The sequence below is a fragment of the Trichococcus sp. genome (genome assembly GCF_055118575.1).
The window spans coordinates 1-17,860 of the sequence record NZ_JBSQPW010000015.1 but is presented as its reverse complement, the minus strand read 5'-3'; the positions used below and the strand labels follow the sequence as shown (position 1 = coordinate 17,860).

At 42.7% G+C, this 17,860-nt stretch carries 11 protein-coding genes; all 11 read right to left on the bottom strand.

All coding sequences use genetic code 11. From position 1 onward, the window contains the following. Window positions 1-6: 6 nt before the first annotated feature. The 11 genes from ACTCCX_RS05715 to ACTCCX_RS05665 all read right to left on the bottom strand — a co-directional run bounded on the left by ACTCCX_RS05715 (window position 7) and on the right by ACTCCX_RS05665 (window position 17,668). Entirely contained in the window at window positions 7-915 is a 909-nt protein-coding gene (locus tag ACTCCX_RS05715) for a hypothetical protein (RefSeq protein WP_463275129.1), read from the bottom strand. 294 nt (window positions 916-1,209) lie between these two features. After that, window positions 1,210-3,477 carry a hypothetical protein gene (locus ACTCCX_RS05710; protein WP_463275128.1) on the bottom strand — a complete coding sequence of 756 codons (2,268 nt, stop codon included), beginning with the start codon at window positions 3,475-3,477 and terminating at the stop codon, window positions 1,210-1,212. 191 nt (window positions 3,478-3,668) lie between these two features. After that, complete coding sequence (locus ACTCCX_RS05705; protein WP_463275127.1) at window positions 3,669-7,112, bottom strand: M4 family metallopeptidase; 3,444 nt, start codon at window positions 7,110-7,112, stop codon at window positions 3,669-3,671. 107 nt (window positions 7,113-7,219) lie between these two features. Then, window positions 7,220-10,003 carry a glucosaminidase domain-containing protein gene (locus ACTCCX_RS05700; protein WP_463275126.1) on the bottom strand — a complete coding sequence of 928 codons (2,784 nt, stop codon included), beginning with the start codon at window positions 10,001-10,003 and terminating at the stop codon, window positions 7,220-7,222. A gap of 209 nt (window positions 10,004-10,212) precedes the next feature. Next, window positions 10,213-11,046 (bottom strand): dTDP-4-dehydrorhamnose reductase, encoded by an 834-nt coding sequence (gene rfbD / locus ACTCCX_RS05695; RefSeq protein ID WP_463275125.1) that lies wholly within the window; start codon window positions 11,044-11,046, stop codon window positions 10,213-10,215. A gap of 62 nt (window positions 11,047-11,108) precedes the next feature. Beyond that, window positions 11,109-12,137 (bottom strand): dTDP-glucose 4,6-dehydratase, encoded by a 1,029-nt coding sequence (rfbB, locus tag ACTCCX_RS05690; protein WP_463275124.1) that lies wholly within the window; start codon window positions 12,135-12,137, stop codon window positions 11,109-11,111. A 19-nt stretch (window positions 12,138-12,156) separates the two neighbouring features. Continuing rightward, on the bottom strand, window positions 12,157-12,723 hold the full coding sequence (rfbC, locus tag ACTCCX_RS05685; protein ID WP_463275123.1) for a dTDP-4-dehydrorhamnose 3,5-epimerase: 567 nt from the start codon (window positions 12,721-12,723) through the stop codon (window positions 12,157-12,159). Between the two features lie 73 nt (window positions 12,724-12,796). Further along, window positions 12,797-13,663: a glucose-1-phosphate thymidylyltransferase RfbA gene (gene rfbA / locus ACTCCX_RS05680; protein WP_463275122.1), complete on the bottom strand. Its 867-nt coding sequence runs from the start codon at window positions 13,661-13,663 to the stop codon at window positions 12,797-12,799. An 89-nt stretch (window positions 13,664-13,752) separates the two neighbouring features. After that, entirely contained in the window at window positions 13,753-14,697 is a 945-nt protein-coding gene (locus tag ACTCCX_RS05675; RefSeq protein ID WP_463275121.1) for a glycosyltransferase, read from the bottom strand. A 111-nt stretch (window positions 14,698-14,808) separates the two neighbouring features. After that, entirely contained in the window at window positions 14,809-15,942 is a 1,134-nt protein-coding gene (locus tag ACTCCX_RS05670; RefSeq protein WP_463275120.1) for a glycosyltransferase family protein, read from the bottom strand. Between the two features lie 412 nt (window positions 15,943-16,354). Then, window positions 16,355-17,668, bottom strand: a complete 1,314-nt coding sequence (locus ACTCCX_RS05665) for an IS91 family transposase (RefSeq protein ID WP_463275119.1) — start codon at window positions 17,666-17,668, stop codon at window positions 16,355-16,357. Window positions 17,669-17,860: the final 192 nt, after the last annotated feature.

Genomic DNA, 17,860 nt, shown 5'->3' with positions numbered 1-17,860 from the left:
GCCTCGCTACAGCCCCCGGAGCGGGTTCATTTTTTTCACGAGTTGAATTTCAATGGCTTCCAACCGATACGCATACCCCGAAGTTCCGGCAGCTTCTCCATTCTTTGCCCAATCCAACCAACCAAAATTTTGGGAATGCACGCGGTAATAAATATCATAAATTCCCGCTAATTCTCCTGTTAAATTGATGCGGATAGCTTCTAAGCGTTTACCTTGCCCAGTTGTTCCGGATACCTGTCCATCGGAAACGAACCCCATCCAACCAATGTTTTCGACATGGGTTTGATATTCAATACCACCGAGTACTTCTGCATTTAGCAAGCTTATCTTTATTCCTTCTAAACGTTTCGCTTCGTCGATCGTACCACTGGTGATACCATCCATGACTGCATCTGTCCATCCATAATTCTGGACGTGGGTTTGATACAACACTGACGGTGCTGTCGCCACTGCCGTAATCGTGGTCCCGGATTCCGCCTGATCAGTTAAAACATCACTTTCATTCGTTTCCATTGAACTGTCTATATTTGCAGCATCACTTGTAGTACTTCCAATCTCGGTTGAAGGAAGCTGTCCGGATGCTGATGAATCATCTGAACCAACGATGTCCAATTCTGAATTGTTTGTCTCTCCGTCGTTTTCCGGAACTTGAGCTGAACTATCCGTATTTTCTGGTTCAATAACCATATTTTCATCACTTCCCGAAGTTGCAGGTTCTGTTGTCTGGTCTATGCCTCCCGCATCCGGAGATGTAAATGAACCATCCGCTTCACTAGTGTATAACTCTGCGCTCTTGGCCTCGGAAATATCACTTTGAATAAATGTAGCGCTATTTTCAGTAGCGTATGCAAGTGCTGGTGATAAACTATTCAAAATGAATGACCACAGAATAATAATTTTACCTATCGCTTTCATTGTCCCTGTCCCCCTCACTTTTTGTAACCGGATTCATTCAACAACCAGAAAAAAACATGTGCCTCACCACTCATTAAGAGGGTGAATATTCATATAATCACTAATATAACTATATCATTTATTGATGAAACCACCAAGAATGAGCGCAGCTTAAACTAAACGATTATCTTCATAATTCCGCCTACTTACCTTGCTAAAAATAGAAAGTTTTGGTTCATTTCGAATGACCAAAACTTTCTGACCCATAAATCCGTACCATTTTCAGCTTATTCAAACTTCCTTAATATCGTCCTATTATTGAAAAAGAATCGCCAACACTTGCTCTGCGCTCTTCTTGGATATTCCTTCCGGATCGTTCAATAATGAAGTTCCGGAAACATCCCATGTCATTTGGTTGAAGTCAGTCAGATAAGAATAACGCACCTTCACATTTGGAAACTTACTATACCAAGTTGGATAATAGGTACTCATATATTTCTTCGCCAAAATTGCGGCGACACTGTTTGTGTTGCCAGAGGGTGTGGGAGTTCCGTTTATTTGAACTCCATTTGGAGAAGAATGCACAATTACCAGACTATTATCTGAGGCGACACCCAACACCATATATACATGCCCAGCGGAACTCAAAATATCTCCGGGCTTATATTGAGTGATTTGTGTTTTGTTCTTGTAGGTACCCCAGCCGCGGGATGCAAAATTAGTTGCCATGCCATCCGCTAATAGCACGTAACCATCTTTATAGTTCGACGTGTTGACAGAGTTATAGATTGTCCAACCGATGTACCCGGAGCAATCAAGACCGTTGTGGATTTGATACAGTGTTTTCGAATAGTCATAGGTTGATCCGTATTGATTGAAAAAGCTTTTCCATTGTGGACTGACTCCCATGGTGACGGCCTCTATGCCCGATCCGGTGTCCGATTCATTCCATCCACCACCCCAAACATACAGCGTGTTCCCTACCGGCTCCAACGCCGTTTGCAACAGATGTTTCAGCGTCAACTGGGTGACCGGTGTTTGATCTCTACTGTAATATACGTAATTACTTTTGGTGGACAATTTTCCTAAAAGCGTATTTTGATTTACACCAACTGTCCATAATTGTGATGCTGTCCCTGCCACTGTAGTTACAAGTTTATATGTTTCAGTAGGATTCAAATTTTTTTCATTGAAGTTAAGGTTGAAAACCAATGGATCGGTCGTCGCGGAAACTGAGAGATTAATCTGATGACCGCTGATTGTGGACTGCATATACGCTGAAATCTTGTTGATTGGAGCTGCAACCCTTGCACCGTTCACAAATGTTCCGTAGCTAAGCTGTGTTTTCAACTGCACATTTGTTGCACTCATTTGTTTCGCACTAATCAATTTGGTGGCAATTCCACCCAGCTTGACGAACGGCATTGCCGTTGGCCCCGGAGCTGCCTCACCCTTTTTTATCAGCTTTATCTGGATAGCCTCCAGACGATAACCCAATCCTTCTGTCCCTGCAGATTCGCCATTTTTAGCCCAATCCAGCCAACCAAAATTTTGCGCGTGCACACGATAGTATATATCAAAATAATCCGCTGTTTCTCCAGTCAAGCTTATTTGGATTGCTTCCAATCGCTTGGCTTCGCCCTGGGTGCCGCTTATGGTATTATCCTGCTTCCAAGCCTGCCAGCCGTAATCCTGTACATGTGTGCGATACGAAATCGAACCCACAAATGTTGGATCTACCAAATGAATCCTAATAGCTTCCAACCGTTTACCTTCTCCTGTCGTTCCGCTCACAGCTCCAGCTGAAACGTAATTTTGCCAACCGATATTTTGGACATGTGTCTGATAGGAAAGCGTAGGATAATTGATAAAGGATCTTGATGTAGCTCCAGGTGCAGAAGATCCCTTTGTCACCAACACAACTTCAATTGCTTCCAAGCGGTAACCGTATCCAGCAGTCCCAGCAGGTTCTCCATTTTTGGCCCAATCCAACCACCCAAAATTTTGCGCATGGACATGATAATAAACATCATATTGGGCTGCCATCTCTCCAGTCAAATTGACTTTAATGGCTTCCAGACGCTTGCTTTCTCCAATCGTCCCGGCTGATTTGCCATCGGTTACGTTATTCATCCATCCATAGTTTTGAACATGCACCTGATAAGAAATCCCCCCCGCTACCGGGACATCGCCTAGATTGATTTCTATGGCTTCCAAACGCTTCGCCATTCCTACACTGCCACTGGTTTCTCCATTTCTCACTTCATCTTGCCAACCAAAATCTTGAATATGTGTGCGATAGGATACAAAAGGAACTTCTTCCGCTAGCGAAGTAATGCTCTGTGTCTCCAAAAAATCCTCTGACCCACTAATTTCCGGTAGTTCAATTGAGCTGTCAATTAAGACTGAACTTTCAGTAGTTTCTGATTCCAAATCTACTGCACTGTCTGACGTTGTTACCTCATCTATCAAATAGGTACTTACAGTTGAGTCGGCTTCAAATACTTCCGTTGCCTGCACCAAGGGCAAGACACTGCCATAAAATAACGTCCCCACCATCATTAACCACCAAAATTTCTTCAATAAGATCACTTCTCCTCGTAAAATTTGCAACTTCTGCTCTGTCGCTCAAATAAACGAGAACGTATACTTCCATGACTGGGCGACTCCTTAATTATACATGAAATTGCTCAATATTAATAATAAATATATAATTATTATTGAATAATTGCTAAAACGACCGCAAAAAAAATCCTTGCTACTGCAAGGATTTTTTACTGATTTGATTGCGTGCCGAATATTTGCACTGCATAAACATCCCCATTGCTATCATGCAGCCCAATGCCGACTTCATTGTAATCGGTATCTATGATATTTGCATAATCATCGGGGTTGTTTATCCATATATCGAATAAAGACGCAGCTATTTCTTCTTCGTCCTGGAAAATGATCGATACTGCCATATTCTCCCCTGCTGCATCATAAAGATACTCATGAGGATTGGCTTCAAGAACCGTATTCCATTGGCTTCCATCAGGGCGTGTGTGCGAGAATAAACTTGTTGCTTCAATTACTCGTTGGTCAGCAGCCTGCTTTAGCTTATCATTCTTGGTCAATTTATTCAGTCCATTTTCTGTGCGGAAATCATTGACCAGTGTCAAAAGTTCATTTTCAACAATCGCATAATCTAGGCTTTCATCATTTTTTATGAGTGGAATTGTTGCCAAATTCGTTTTTTTCTCTACATAAGGTATTCCACCTATCGTTCCAGGTGCAACGCCTCCCTTAGGAATCAACTGAATTTCGATTGCTTCCAAACGATAAGCATATCCTGAGGTACCGGCAGCCTCCCCATTATTTGCCCAATCCAACCACCCAAAGTTTTGCGCATGAACGCGATAATATACATCGTAAAATTCAGCGATTTCCCCTGTTATTTCTATCCTGATTGCTTCAAGACGTTTCGCTTCTCCCGAAGTGCCACTTAGTTCGTTATCGGAAGCCCAATTTTGCCACCCATAATCCTGAACATGCGTTTGGTAAGAAATGGCTCCAGAATAAGGAGTGTCTTGCAATTGTATTTTGATTGCTTCCAAGCGTTTTGCTTCTCCGAAAGTGCCACTCAAGTCACCGTCCGAAACGTAAGACTGCCAACCATAGTCCTGTACGTGTGTCGTATACGATACTTTTAGAGCTTTTGTGCTGTTTGTATTAGCCTCTACGAAAGGCATATCAGTGGGTCCTGGAGCAGGATCACCTTTTTTTACCAATTGGGCTTCAATGGCCTCCAATCGATAGCCATATCCCGCTGTCCCGGCGGAAACTCCATTTTTTGCCCAACCCAACCAGCCAAAATTTTGCGCATGAACACGATAGTAAACATCATATCGTTCTCTCATTTCTCCGGTTAAAGCGATTTCGATAGCTTCCAATCGTTTTGCTTGGTTTGTCGTGCCGCTCATACCATCATTTTGCACCCAATCCATCCATCCATAATCTTGCACATGGGTTCGATACGAAATACCTTCGGAAAGACTACTGCCCTCTTCAAAAAGATTCATTCTTATGCCTTCAAGCCGCAACGATTGCCCTGAAGTCCCGGCAGATTGGCCATCCTTCACTGCCGTTTGCCAACCTATGTTTTGAACATGAACGCTGTATGATACAGAAAGGTTATTTCCCTTTACGGTTACGGTTGATGAAGCAATTATATCTCCGATTTTGGCCGTCACGATTGCTTGCCCGATCGCTACTGCTTTGACTGTACCATATTCATCTACCGTAGCAATCTCAGGTGCACTACTTGACCAAGCTATCTGATAATCGGTAGCATCCCGTGGAGTGATGGCGGCTTCGAGTATTTGTTCTTCACCTATCTGCAAGCTGATTTGTTCCGGCAGAAGCGCAATTCCTGTGACTGGCACTGCCATTGCTGGCCCAATGCCAACTGTAGAAAAAGCGTGATTGATTGATTCGGTTTCCGCTGAATCTTCGCCATACAAATCTTTTGCTGCTTGTACAAGATAATTCTTGGTCTGTTCAAAATCTGTCGTTTCTGTCATGTATTGTACCAATGCACGGTAGTATATTTGCGCAGTCTTTTCCATTCCAACTCTTTCCGCTATAAGATACCCAGCCTTGTTAAGGATACCCGAGTTAGTATGTACTCCTCCCCAGTCACCAGATTCCGTATCCGGGGAATTGATGTACGCACTCATCTTGTCCGGTTGATTATATAAGGTAGGGTCAGATAAGCTTCTCAAAGCATCTCCTGCTATATAAGGTGTGTATATATCATCCCCGATCACCCAGTCGCTAGCATCAAAAATCCAGTTGCCCCCCGATTCCACATTGTATTTATCATAGGTGGAAATGAGTACACCGAATATGTCAGCGATTGATTCACTTAGCGCTCCGGATTCATTATGATAGGATAAGTCAGCCGTATGCTCAATCACGCCGTGTGTCATTTCATGCCCCACCACATCCAAATCTCCGCTCAAATAAGTGAAGGTGTGGCCATCACCGTCGCCATATACCATTTGAGTGCCCGTCCAGAAAGCATTATTGTAATTCGTCAAATACTGCGTGGACGATACAACAGCCATGTAATTGTCATCCAAACTGTTGCGGTCAAATACATTTTTATAAAAATCAATCGTTCGTTCCGCATTATAATGAGCACTTACAGAAGCTTTGTCATTTTCAGAAGAAAAGACATTGGTGGCGGCTTTCACAAGATTCCTAGTCGATGTCCCGCCGCCCATCGAGTTAGTCTCGATCCTATGCGTGGCATTGTGTGAATAGTCCTGCATGTAATAATAAGTGCCGTCATAATACAGATTCAAAGCCCGGATATTATTCAAAACGTCTAACCCAGATCCCACAACATTTGCATAACGGATATTACTTTCTGAATAAATGACCTTACCAGAGTAGGCATCAACATATACACTGTAGCTTGCAATCTCTGGCACCGTAAAAGCAATTTTCACTTTGTAGGTTTCATAGTTTTTTCCGCTGTTGGTGATAATTACCCTCTCAACTATTGTCGGTTCACTCAAACTCTCATAGGTGTATTGTTTTTTTGCAATTTCTATCGCGTTGCTTTCGGTAAGTCGTTCACTATCCGTCTTTTCTATTGATTGAACTGCTGTCAAAGCGCCGGTGACGCTTGTAATTACACCAGTTTCATCAAAATGTACGCTCAAAGAATCTTTCTCAACCTTGATGCCATCCACCACTTGAGCAAATCTTACATGGGTGTTGTTTATCTCGTCTGTTCTGATTTCAACGACCTCTAGTTCAACATCATCAGATAAGCCGATAGCCAGTTTTTGCTCCTGCAGAAACATTTTTGCGGTTTCTTCACCTGGAACTTGGGGCGGTGAAAGTTTTCCTGAGAAAAAGATTTGTTGTGACTGGTTTTCTATCAGAAAATCTGCAGTTTTGATCCCCTGGTCAACTCGATCTGCATCTTCTGCTATATCTGGTTCCGTTGTTTCTAATGGCAAATCCATACGCTCACTTACGCTACTCGCTTCCACTGATCCAGTCGGAATGCCAGTTTCGGTTTGTGTAAGAATTATTTCACTATCTGCGGTTTCAGAAATAGAGAATTGTTCCTTTTCGGGAAGTCTAGCACTTCCATAAAAGAGCGCCAAAGAGAGACCCATAATTATACATATGATAAAACCTAAGATCAATCGTTTATTCATAAAATTTCCCCTAAGTCAGTTTAATTGATTCCCGGTAGTGTTCCTTACATAGTGCTCAATCAGAAATTTCTAAAATCAAAAAATACGATGATGTGAAAGCTTTTCATTTATTTCATAATATACGTATTCGCTGTGCTCCCTGGTGCAGCCAAACCTTTCGGAATCAACTTGATCTGAATCGATTCCAAGCGTTTGGCAAGACCTGCGGTACCGGCTGAAACCCCATTTTTTGCCCATCCCAGCCAACCATAGTCTTGAGCATGGACGCGATAGTAAACATCATAATGTTCAGAAATTTCGCCGCTTAGTTTTATTTCGATAGCTTCTAAACGTTTGGCCTGACCCATCGTGCCACTGATGGCATTGTCTACTACATAGCCTTGCCAGCCATAAGTTTCCACATGGGTCCGGTAACTGATTGAGCCGCTATATGCACTATTTTGTAGGTCAATTTTTATTCCCTCTAGGCGATAAGACAAGCCGGTGGTACCACTGAGTACTCCATCCGCTACAGCCCTTTGCCAGCCGATATTTTGAACATGGGTTTGATAAAGGACACTCGCATACTCTTTTTTATCGACATATGGTGTGGCGGTTGTCCCTGGGGCTGTACTGCCTTTTTGAAGAATTCTGATTTCAATTGCTTTGATTGGATCAGCTAGCCCAGAAGTCCCGGCTGATGCGCCGTTTTTGGCCCAGTTTAACCATCCGAATGCGTTGGTATAAACGCGATAATACACGTCGTATTTGGCAGCAAGATCATCAGTCAGCTTGATTTCGATAGCTTCAACGCGTTTTCCTTTATCAGTGAACCCAGCTGTTTCCCCACTAGATGCCCATTCTAGCCAACCATAGTCCTGGACATGAGTACGATATTGGATTGTTCCACTTATGTTTAAGTTAGGTACTTTGATTTGCAGTGCCTCAACTTGATTGGAATCGATGACCGCTCCACTGGTAGCTCCATGACTCACTGCACCCTGCCAGCCTGTTGATTTGCTGAAGATCTTATAGGAAATAGGGGGAACTTCAATATACGGCCGGGTTGTCACCCCAGGGCTAGCAGACCCTTTTTCCACTAAGGTAACTTGCATCGCTTCGATACGAGAGGCCATTCCATTTGTCCCTGACATTTGACCGTTTTTCGCCCAATCAAGCCAGCCTATCCCTCCTACGTACACGCGGTAATAGACATCGAAATACGGGGCCATCAAACCGTTGAGCTGGATTTTGATTGCTTCAACGCGCTTGGCTTGATTTGTTGTGCCGCTTGTTGAATCGCTTAGTTGCCATGCTTGCCAACCACTTTCCTCTACAAACGCTTGATATTGGAGCATTCCTGCATATTTGCTGTTGCTCATATTGATTTTAAAAGCCTCAAGTCTCAAATTCATCTGGCCTGCTGTCTGTTTTTCAAAAACATTTGCTTGCCATCCGAGATTCTGGCTGTAGGCTGCATAACTCAGTTGAATTGCTTTCATTTCGCTCAAAGATTGAAAGGCAACCTCAGGTGAAGATGGCGTCATTTCTGAATGAGGCAACAACAAAACTTCGATTGCTTCTATACCATATTCAAACCCTTCCGTTCCTGCTGGTTCACCATTTTTTGCCCAGCCAGTCCAACCTAGATTTGCAGTTTGAACTCGGTAACATATGGTGTAGTTAAGATTGGTATTTCCGGTCAATCTTATTTTAATGGCTTCCATCCGTTTATTTTGGCTGGCGTTTCCCAAAGCCGTTCCTTCGGAAACATAGTTTGTCCACCCTAAGTCTTGGATGTGGGCGGCATATTCGATACCTAAACCTTTTTCATCAGCAATAGCATGGTTATCGATGGAGAGCTTAAAACTGTATATTTTTTTACTTTCCCCTATTGTTCCACTGACTTTCCCATTATAATCAGCACCAATTCCCAATCCAGACCAGCCGTCATTTTCAACGTAGGTACTCATCGTAATGTTGGGTACCGGATCGAATCGGGATAAATTGTAGTTTTCAATGATGCTGATCAGCTTCGATGCATATGCTGGGTCTGTTGCATATCCGGCTGCACTTAAAGCGTGGGCAGCCCTTTTATAGTTGGTCTCATCTACTACATTTTTGTAGTTTTCTTTTCTCCAAGCTGTACTGGTAAAAAACGCTGCGTGATCACTGGTGCTGTCCAACCAAGAATTATACTTTCTGAAATTGGCAGTGACAATATGCCATCCCTCATCACCGTATTCGGCAGTATTTATGGCGTAGATTTCACCTGTCCAATCATCAGAGGCTTTAATGCCATAAAGATTGTTGGCTTCCACAGCCAGTTTGCTTGTCCCCCAGGCGGATTCCAAAATTGCTTGGGCAATTGTTATGGATGGCAATACTTGATGCGTTGACCAAGTTGTCACTGCAGAAGCTGCAATGTTGTTGATGAAAGTCGTAGTTGGCGATATAGTCAGACTTCTGGAAAGTGCCTGGAAATCTCCATTTTGAGCTAAATCATCTTCCATCATTTGCATTGCTTTATCCGCCGTTCTTTCTCGATCGTATACTTCTTCGGGGATTTCTTCCAAAATTAAAGCATCATTATTTTCTGAATTCACCACATTTGAAGACTCTGATTCAGTTACTGAAGGATCAACCACTTCCGGTGTTGCATCCGTTTTTAAATTCGGGTCAGCGGTCTGGTCACTAGTTGTATTTGCTGCATCTGTGTCTTCAATAGCGCTATCAATTTCAATCGAATCGAATGATTCTGCCCCTATGGATCCGTCCTCTGACGGTTGCGCTGTTAAACTAGATTCTACTTCATACGTCGTCGCATAAACCGTTGTAAGTCCTATGTTCAAGGTCATCATAGCCAACAATGTCAGGGTCAGACACTTTGAAAATTTGTTCTGATTCTCCATTTAATCTCTCTCCCATAATGAACTTATTTTTTTAATTCCTTTCCACATATTTCATAACGAATAGTTTCAACATAATAGTCAAATTGAACGAATCAAACAAGAAAAGCTGAACGGGTTCGTTCAGCCCTGATTAAGGATTATGTAAAAAATATTCCGGTCAATGCCGGCTTGTTCGCGGCACTGACCGAAATCCTCATTCATCTTTGTGACTAAATATTTTTTATAAAGCCTGCTAAAGCCTCTTGCCATGTTGGAATCGCAAAACCGGTTGCCTTGGCCTTACTTAAATCCATCACGGAATGTTTCGGGCGGTAAGCTTTTTGTGGATATTCTTCTGAGGTGACCGGCTTTACTTCCACATCAAAATCTTTCAGAATTTCACAGGCAAACTCGTACCATGAACAGCTGTTGTCATTGGATAAATGATAGATGCCTGTTGTTGGTTTGGTTTCCATCACATGCACCATAAACTCAGCTAAAGTACGGGTCCATGTCGGACGGCCGACTTGATCGCTTACGACTGTTAAAGTCGGATATGTCTCTGCCAAACGGCGCATCGTATAGACAAAGTTGTGGCCATATTGGCCGAACACCCAAGACGTACGGATGATATAGTAATCTGAGCAGATCGATTGCACCAGTCGCTCACCAGCCAATTTCGTTCGTCCGTATTCGTTTTTAGGATTCGTTTCCGCATCAGCAGCATATTCTCCTGTATTCGTGCCGTCAAATACATAGTCTGTGCTGATGTAGACCAGCGTTGCCCCTGCCGCCTCGGCTGCTTCAGCAATATTTTTTGTCCCCAGCACATTGATTTTTTCATCCAGTTCTTTGCCCTCATCTTCGGCTTTGTCCACTGCCGTATAGGCCGCGCAATGGAAAACGAAGGTAGGCTTCACTTCTTGAAAAACCGCATCCACGGCAGCCTTATCCGTAATATCCATTTCGGCTGCATCCGTCGCAGTATAGGTAATATTTCTTTCATCCAATAAGTGGCACAATTCTGTACCCAATTGGCCATTCGAACCCGTAATCAAAATCATCAAAAAGTTCCTCCTCTATAAAAAGAGGCAGGAATATCCTACCTCTTTTATATTTCTGTCATCTATTGACCGTTTTTCGCGTAGTTCGCTTCAACGGCTGCCTTTTCAGCTGCCCACCAGTCTTTATTGTCTGTATACCATTTTATGGTATCAGCTAAACCGTCTTTGAAATTGGTGAATTCTGGTGTCCATCCTAATTCTTCGCGAAGTTTTGTCGAATCGATCGCATAACGCAAGTCGTGGCCAGCGCGATCTTTAACGTGATCATAAGCATCTTTTGGTTGATCCATAAGTTCAAGGATCAGCTCCAATACTTGTTTGTTGTTTTCTTCTCCATCCGCACCGATCAGATAGGTTTCTCCGATACGGCCTTTTGTCAAGATCGCCCATACGGCTGAAGAGTGATCGTTCGTATGGATCCAATCACGAACATTCTTACCTTCTCCGTACAGTTTTGGACGAATGCCGGATAAGATATTGGTGATTTGGCGCGGAATAAATTTCTCGATATGTTGATAAGGCCCGTAGTTATTGGAACAGTTTGAGATCGTCGCTTGCAATCCGAAAGAACGGACCCAAGCCTTCACCAACAAATCAGAACCCGCTTTTGTGGAAGAATAGGGACTGGATGGGTTATAGGGTGTCTCAGCAGTGAACTTTTCACCCGGACCTTCCCCATGTCCAGGAAGGTCTTCCCGTAATGGTAAGTCGCCATACACTTCATCCGTTGAAACATGATGATAGCGTACGCCATATTTGCGGCACGCTTCGATCAAAGTGTACGTACCGATAATGTTCGTCTGAACAAACGGAAACGGGTCTTTCAGCGAGTTGTCGTTATGGGATTCCGCAGCATAATGCACGACTGCATCGGTTTCTTTCACAAGTCGATCCACCAATTCGGCATCAGCAATGTCTCCTACAACCAATTCCACTCTGTCAGTCGGAAGACCAGCCAAGTTTTCTTTATTTCCAGCGTAAGTCAATTTATCCAACACTGTGATGTGAATCTCAGGGTGGTTGTTCACTACGTAATGAACAAAATTCGATCCGATGAATCCTGCCCCACCAGTAACAATAATATTTTTCATTTCATGTGTCCCCTAGTCCTTAAATTTTTCCGTAAATAAATGGATTATCCAACTCGGCTAAAGTCGGATGTTGCGTGTCTTTTTCAGACAGGACCAGCTTATCGATCGGCATAGGCCAAATGATTCCCACTGCCGGGTCATCGAAAGCAATTCCACCGTCGTTCTCTTTTGAATAGTATTCATCGACTTTGTATTGGACATTGCAATTAGGTGTCAAAGTCACAAATCCGTGAGCAAAACCTTTTGGCACCAATAATTGGCGATGGTTGTATTCGCTCAAAATATAACCTTCCCACTTACCGTAAGTAGGCGAACCTACGCGCATATCCACCAAAACATCATAAATGACACCAGTTGTTGCACGGACTAATTTGGTTTGGGCTTTTTCTGGAGTCTGGAAATGCATCCCACGTAAGACACCAGGTTCCACCGATAAAGAATGGTTATCTTGGATGAAATCAATTGTGATTCCTGCTGCTGTAAATTTTTCTTTGGAATAACTTTCCGTAAAGAAGCCACGGTGGTCACCGAAGACTGGCATTTCAATAATTTTTACGTCCTGCAAATTTGTGTCTAAAACGTTCATACTCGATTACCCCTTTTTTTCTGGCTGAACTTCATTTCCTATCCTATTGAGGCGGAACGGTCCTTTTTATTTTTTAAGCATTTGCCAAGCGCAATAGGTATTGGCCATATGCATTTTTCTTCAAAGGTTGTGCCAATTCGATTAACTGCTCACGGCTGATGTAACCCATGCGGTAAGAAATTTCTTCCAAGCAAGCCACTTTCAAATTTTGACGTTTTTCGATGGTTTCGATGAAAGTCGCAGCTTCCAATAACGACTCATGGGTGCCCGTATCCAACCAAGCGAAGCCGCGTCCCATAATTTCGACATCCAACAAGCCTTTTTCCAGGTAAACGCGGTTGACATCGGTGATTTCCAATTCGCCGCGTGGAGATGGCTTGATGTTCTTCGCGATTTGCACCACATCATTATCGTAGAAATACAACCCGGTTACCGCATAACTGCTCTTCGGATTTTCCGGTTTTTCTTCAATCGAAATGGCTCGCATATTTTCGTCAAATTCCACCACACCAAAGCGTTCCGGATCTTGAACATGGTAGCCGAAGACTGTTGCGCCTTTATCTTTGGAGGCCGCACGTTGCAGCATTTTAGCCAAGCCGCTGCCGTAGTAAATGTTGTCGCCCAGAATCAGGCAGACGGAATCATCGCCGATGAACTTTTCACCGATGATGAAAGCTTGTGCCAATCCATCAGGATTCTCCTGTACAGCGTACTCGATATTCAAGCCTAATTCAGCCCCATTACCGAATAACTGTTCAAAACGGGGAGTATCGGTCGGCGTGGAAATAATCAAAATGTCCTTGATCCCCGCCAACATCAACGTAGACATTGGGTAGTAGATCATCGGTTTGTCATAGATGGGCATCAATTGTTTTGAGACTGCTTTCGTCAGCGGATATAGTCTTGTCCCACTACCTCCAGCTAGAATAATTCCTTTCATTTCTTCAGCTCCTATTCTTTCCTGATAATTTTTAGTGTATTTTCTTTACATTACTATTCTACTCACTCTATCGAGCGGCGAACTGACTGCTAGCGTTTCAGGAATTTCAGGAATCGCTCACCCAGTTTGTTGCCGGCCATCCCCAAAAATAATTCGACCAGAAACAATTGATGATCCCCTTGCAAAGCCTTGAACAATTTGCTAAAACCGGACAGGCTAGGTGATTGGATGAAGGCCTTCCTATGCTCGACAGCAGTGATTTTCCCTTGAATAAGCGCTTTTTGCTCTGCCGTAAACAAGTCTCCTGCCAACAAAGAATTGAAACGTACAATATCCTGGGACAATTTTTTCTCCACATAATCCGCCTTATTGTTGATGCCCGGCAGCATCGAGGCACCAATTTGATTATTGTCATGCAATCGGTATTGGATCAACGGCTTAGCCGAATAGGCCAGTTCACCGATGCTGGAGGCGACCAAGGTCAGCCAATGGTCATGAACAAAATAGTTGCTGAAAGGCAAGGCCCGTTTGGCAACTTCCGTGTCAATCAACATTGAACAACCGGTGACGCTGTTGCGCATCAACAAGGTTCCGAACAGATCAGCCCCATAAATATGGATGACCCGTTTTTGGAACTCTCTGAAACTGTCGGCTTTTTTATTGCCGTCCTGATCGATGACGGATAAATCAGAGTAAGCCAAGGTGACACTAGGTGCTTCAATCAGCGCGGCGAGGGTGCTTAGTTTCTCAGGTTCCCATACATCGTCCTGATCGCAATAGGCAAGGTAGCCTCCAGACGCCACCTCCTCCGTCAGCAATTCAAAAGTTCTGTTGCTGCCCATATTCCGCTCATTAATCGTAAAGACATACGGCATCGCTGTGATAAATTCCCGCAAGTATTCCTGAATTCTTTCGCTTGTTTCGATTTGGTCGCTGTCATCGCGCACCAACAATTCCAAATGCGGATAATCTTGATTATTCAAACTGATCAACAATAATTTGAAGAATTCCCAATTAGGTCTGTAAGTAGCCAAGAGTATTGAAATTTTTTGATTTTGAATAACAACCGTTCCCTTCTTGACTAGCAATCACTGTGGTAATGGCTAGTTCTGTTTTTGCATCATTGCAACTGGCAATCGTGCCTATCAAATATCTATTTTACGCAATAAAACTTGCAGCTGTTCATAGAAAGCTGATCTGGAAAAATACTGTTCAAATATTTCTTTGACCTTTGTTCTTCGTTGTTCGTTTAACACGATCGATTCGCTCATTATTTCAGAAACATTATCCAAATCTCTCGTGATATTGATGCCGATACCGTACTGATCAACCAGTTTTACGGTATCATGCTTGATGTTGTTGATGATCGGTAAGCCCGCATTGAAATAATCGATCGATTTCGTGGTTAAGCCGATCGAAACAGTTTCTTTCATGATGTTCAGACCAAAATAGCACTGATCGAAAATGGCCTGTTTTTCATTGGCGTCGTAGATTTTGCCGTGGTAAAGAACCTCAGCACCGGCTCGTTCGGAACTTTGGATAAATTCATCCCTGGATTCGCCATCACCGATGATATGCAGACGCACTTTTTTTACGGCGGACATCTTTTTGATCAACTCGGAAATAAAATCGATATCAATGATGTTGTTGATGGAACCCAAATAACAAATATCGAAACTCTCTTGGGAAAGCTTAGTAGATTTTTTGGGCTCGTGTGGAACTGAATCTTGCGCTAAATATAACGTCCCAGTTTCTGTCTGACCAATGTAATTTTTCAATACATCATAATAGTAATGACATTCAGTCAAAACCAAATCAGCTTTTGCCAAATGTTTGTTCCTGATATCGGCCCACATTTTGAAGACAAACAACTTCTTCAGTTTCCCCGGCACTGGCATGCTTTCCGGCCAAAGATCGATGATGTCTGCTATCAATTTCACCTGCGGATTTTTAGCTTTATATGCACTGGCATATCTCATCAAAGAATTCGGTGGGAACATTACATACAGGATATCCGGATGCAGATTTGCCGCAAGTTGTATAGCTTTTTTAGAAAAATCATCATGCGATTTTAACCTGCCGACCGAGAGATTACGCTCATAAGGCAAGGTATCGACGAACAGGAAATCATCACGGGTAATGTCCTTTTTCTCTTTTCTGCCATGATGAAAATCAGATTCAATAACGGTAACTTCATAGCTCTTCGCCTTGAAGTAATCATAAATCAAATCCACTCTATCACGGTTTGTATCAAAACAATTTACAATTGTGACTTTCATGCCTGTTCTCCAATCTTTCATTTCATAAATTTCAAACATGGAAGTACTCAACCAAAAACATGTTGCAATTCCATCCAACTCTTTGCATCCCCGATGCAATATACGCACCTTATAATACCATAAATTCATAAAAATTGGAAAATCAGAATTGTTACAAATACTGCACCACGAGACGGTTCGAACGAATAAGAAAAGCATCGGGGAAAAACACCCCGATGCCTTTTTTGCGTTGTTGTATTATTATTTTTGATAATCTGATAGTTTATATTCCACACCGTGGGTACTTTTGTAGTATTCCGGGTACATCTCTCCACCACAATTTTGACAAGTGAATCTCGGCGCATCAGATAAATCACCTTCATCCCACAAATCAAATTCATCCACGACTTCCTTCGGAATCGTTTCCTTGATTCTACATTGAAGGCATATATAGTTGACGTTGTTTTTCCCAGTCGAAGCGAATTGCTTCATAAATTTCTTTTTCAGCTTGTTTTTGGTTAATTTTGAATTCTTTTGACTCAATGTACCGAATCTCCTCTCGTAGATATTTCCTAGCCTCCGAATCATTCGCGTATTGGATTATAAGCACTCCATTTTTGGACACAACAATCCCGCGGAACACAAAGAGGTTTCCGCAACAGGAACATTTTAGGGGATTTTCTCCAAAACATTCGACAATTCGTTCAGCCCATTTCTTTGGTTTCAAAGCAGTCGAAACATTCAACAACAGCCGCTTTATCTTTGATTGGATTTCTTTAACGACTTCTTTCGCAACTGTCTTGAGTCTCCTGCTGTATAACCCATATCTGCGGACCATTTTAAAGTTTTTATCGGGGATATGCCTTACTAAAGCTGCAATAAACTCCTTCGCAAGCATGATTTCTGTTTCATCGGTATCAGTCCGTTTGTCGTGATAACGGAACATTACGATATCACCATCGTACATGAGGATACGTTTTAACGCGATCGGTCCGCGTTTCATGTAGCGGCTGATATACTGCAGAACTCTTTTGACATTCGTTCGGCTTCTCTTCGGAGCGTTGACGTAAAAGCCTTCAGCATTTTTAGTATAAGCTGTTTGAAGCTGTGGCTGTACTTCTTTTTTCTCCTTCGGAGATAACACGCGCCGAATCAACTTTAACACTGCATTCTGCCAATTTATCCGCAACATTTTGTATGGAATATAATCGTAATCTTTCCACTCACCACCTTTGGTCAGCCCACCCATGGTTACAATCATATGTACATGGGGGTTAAACTCCAGTTTGGATCCAAAAGTGTGGAGAGTCAAAATGATGCCAGGCCGAATCTTCTGTTTCTTGAAGTAGTCCAAAATCACTTGCGCAGCCTCATCCATTAGTCCTTTCAAAAGTATTTCCCGATGATACTTTAAAAAGATATTCCTCAAGCCTTCATCAATTGTAAAAACAATATGTCTGTGAGTGGTGTGGAACATATCCTGAGATACAATTTCACTCCACCTCTCACTTTCACCGACAGAACAGGTCGGACAAAATTTGCCTTTACACCGAATTGGAACTTTTTTTACCGCATGGCATCCTTCACAAACGAATAACCGGAATCCTTTAGAAATATCCCCACAGTATCTAAACTTTTCAACCTCTCGAAAGACCACAGGTCTTATCTTCAGCTTGAATTTTTTAGAAAACTGGTCCCAATGATTGTTCTCATCAAAGAAAATAGTATGGAGAATGTTCTTATTCATACCTCTATTTTACCACTGTGGAACCAAAAGAAAAACTGTGAAACACGCACTAGAACAACGTTCCACAGCCGGAAAATTATATACTTTCCTAGTTATATAAGAAATGCTGAACGGGTTCGTTCAGCCCTGAAAGAAATTTAGGAAATCTGTCCGACTGAGCATCGAAGAGCGCAATAGGACAGATTTATCTAA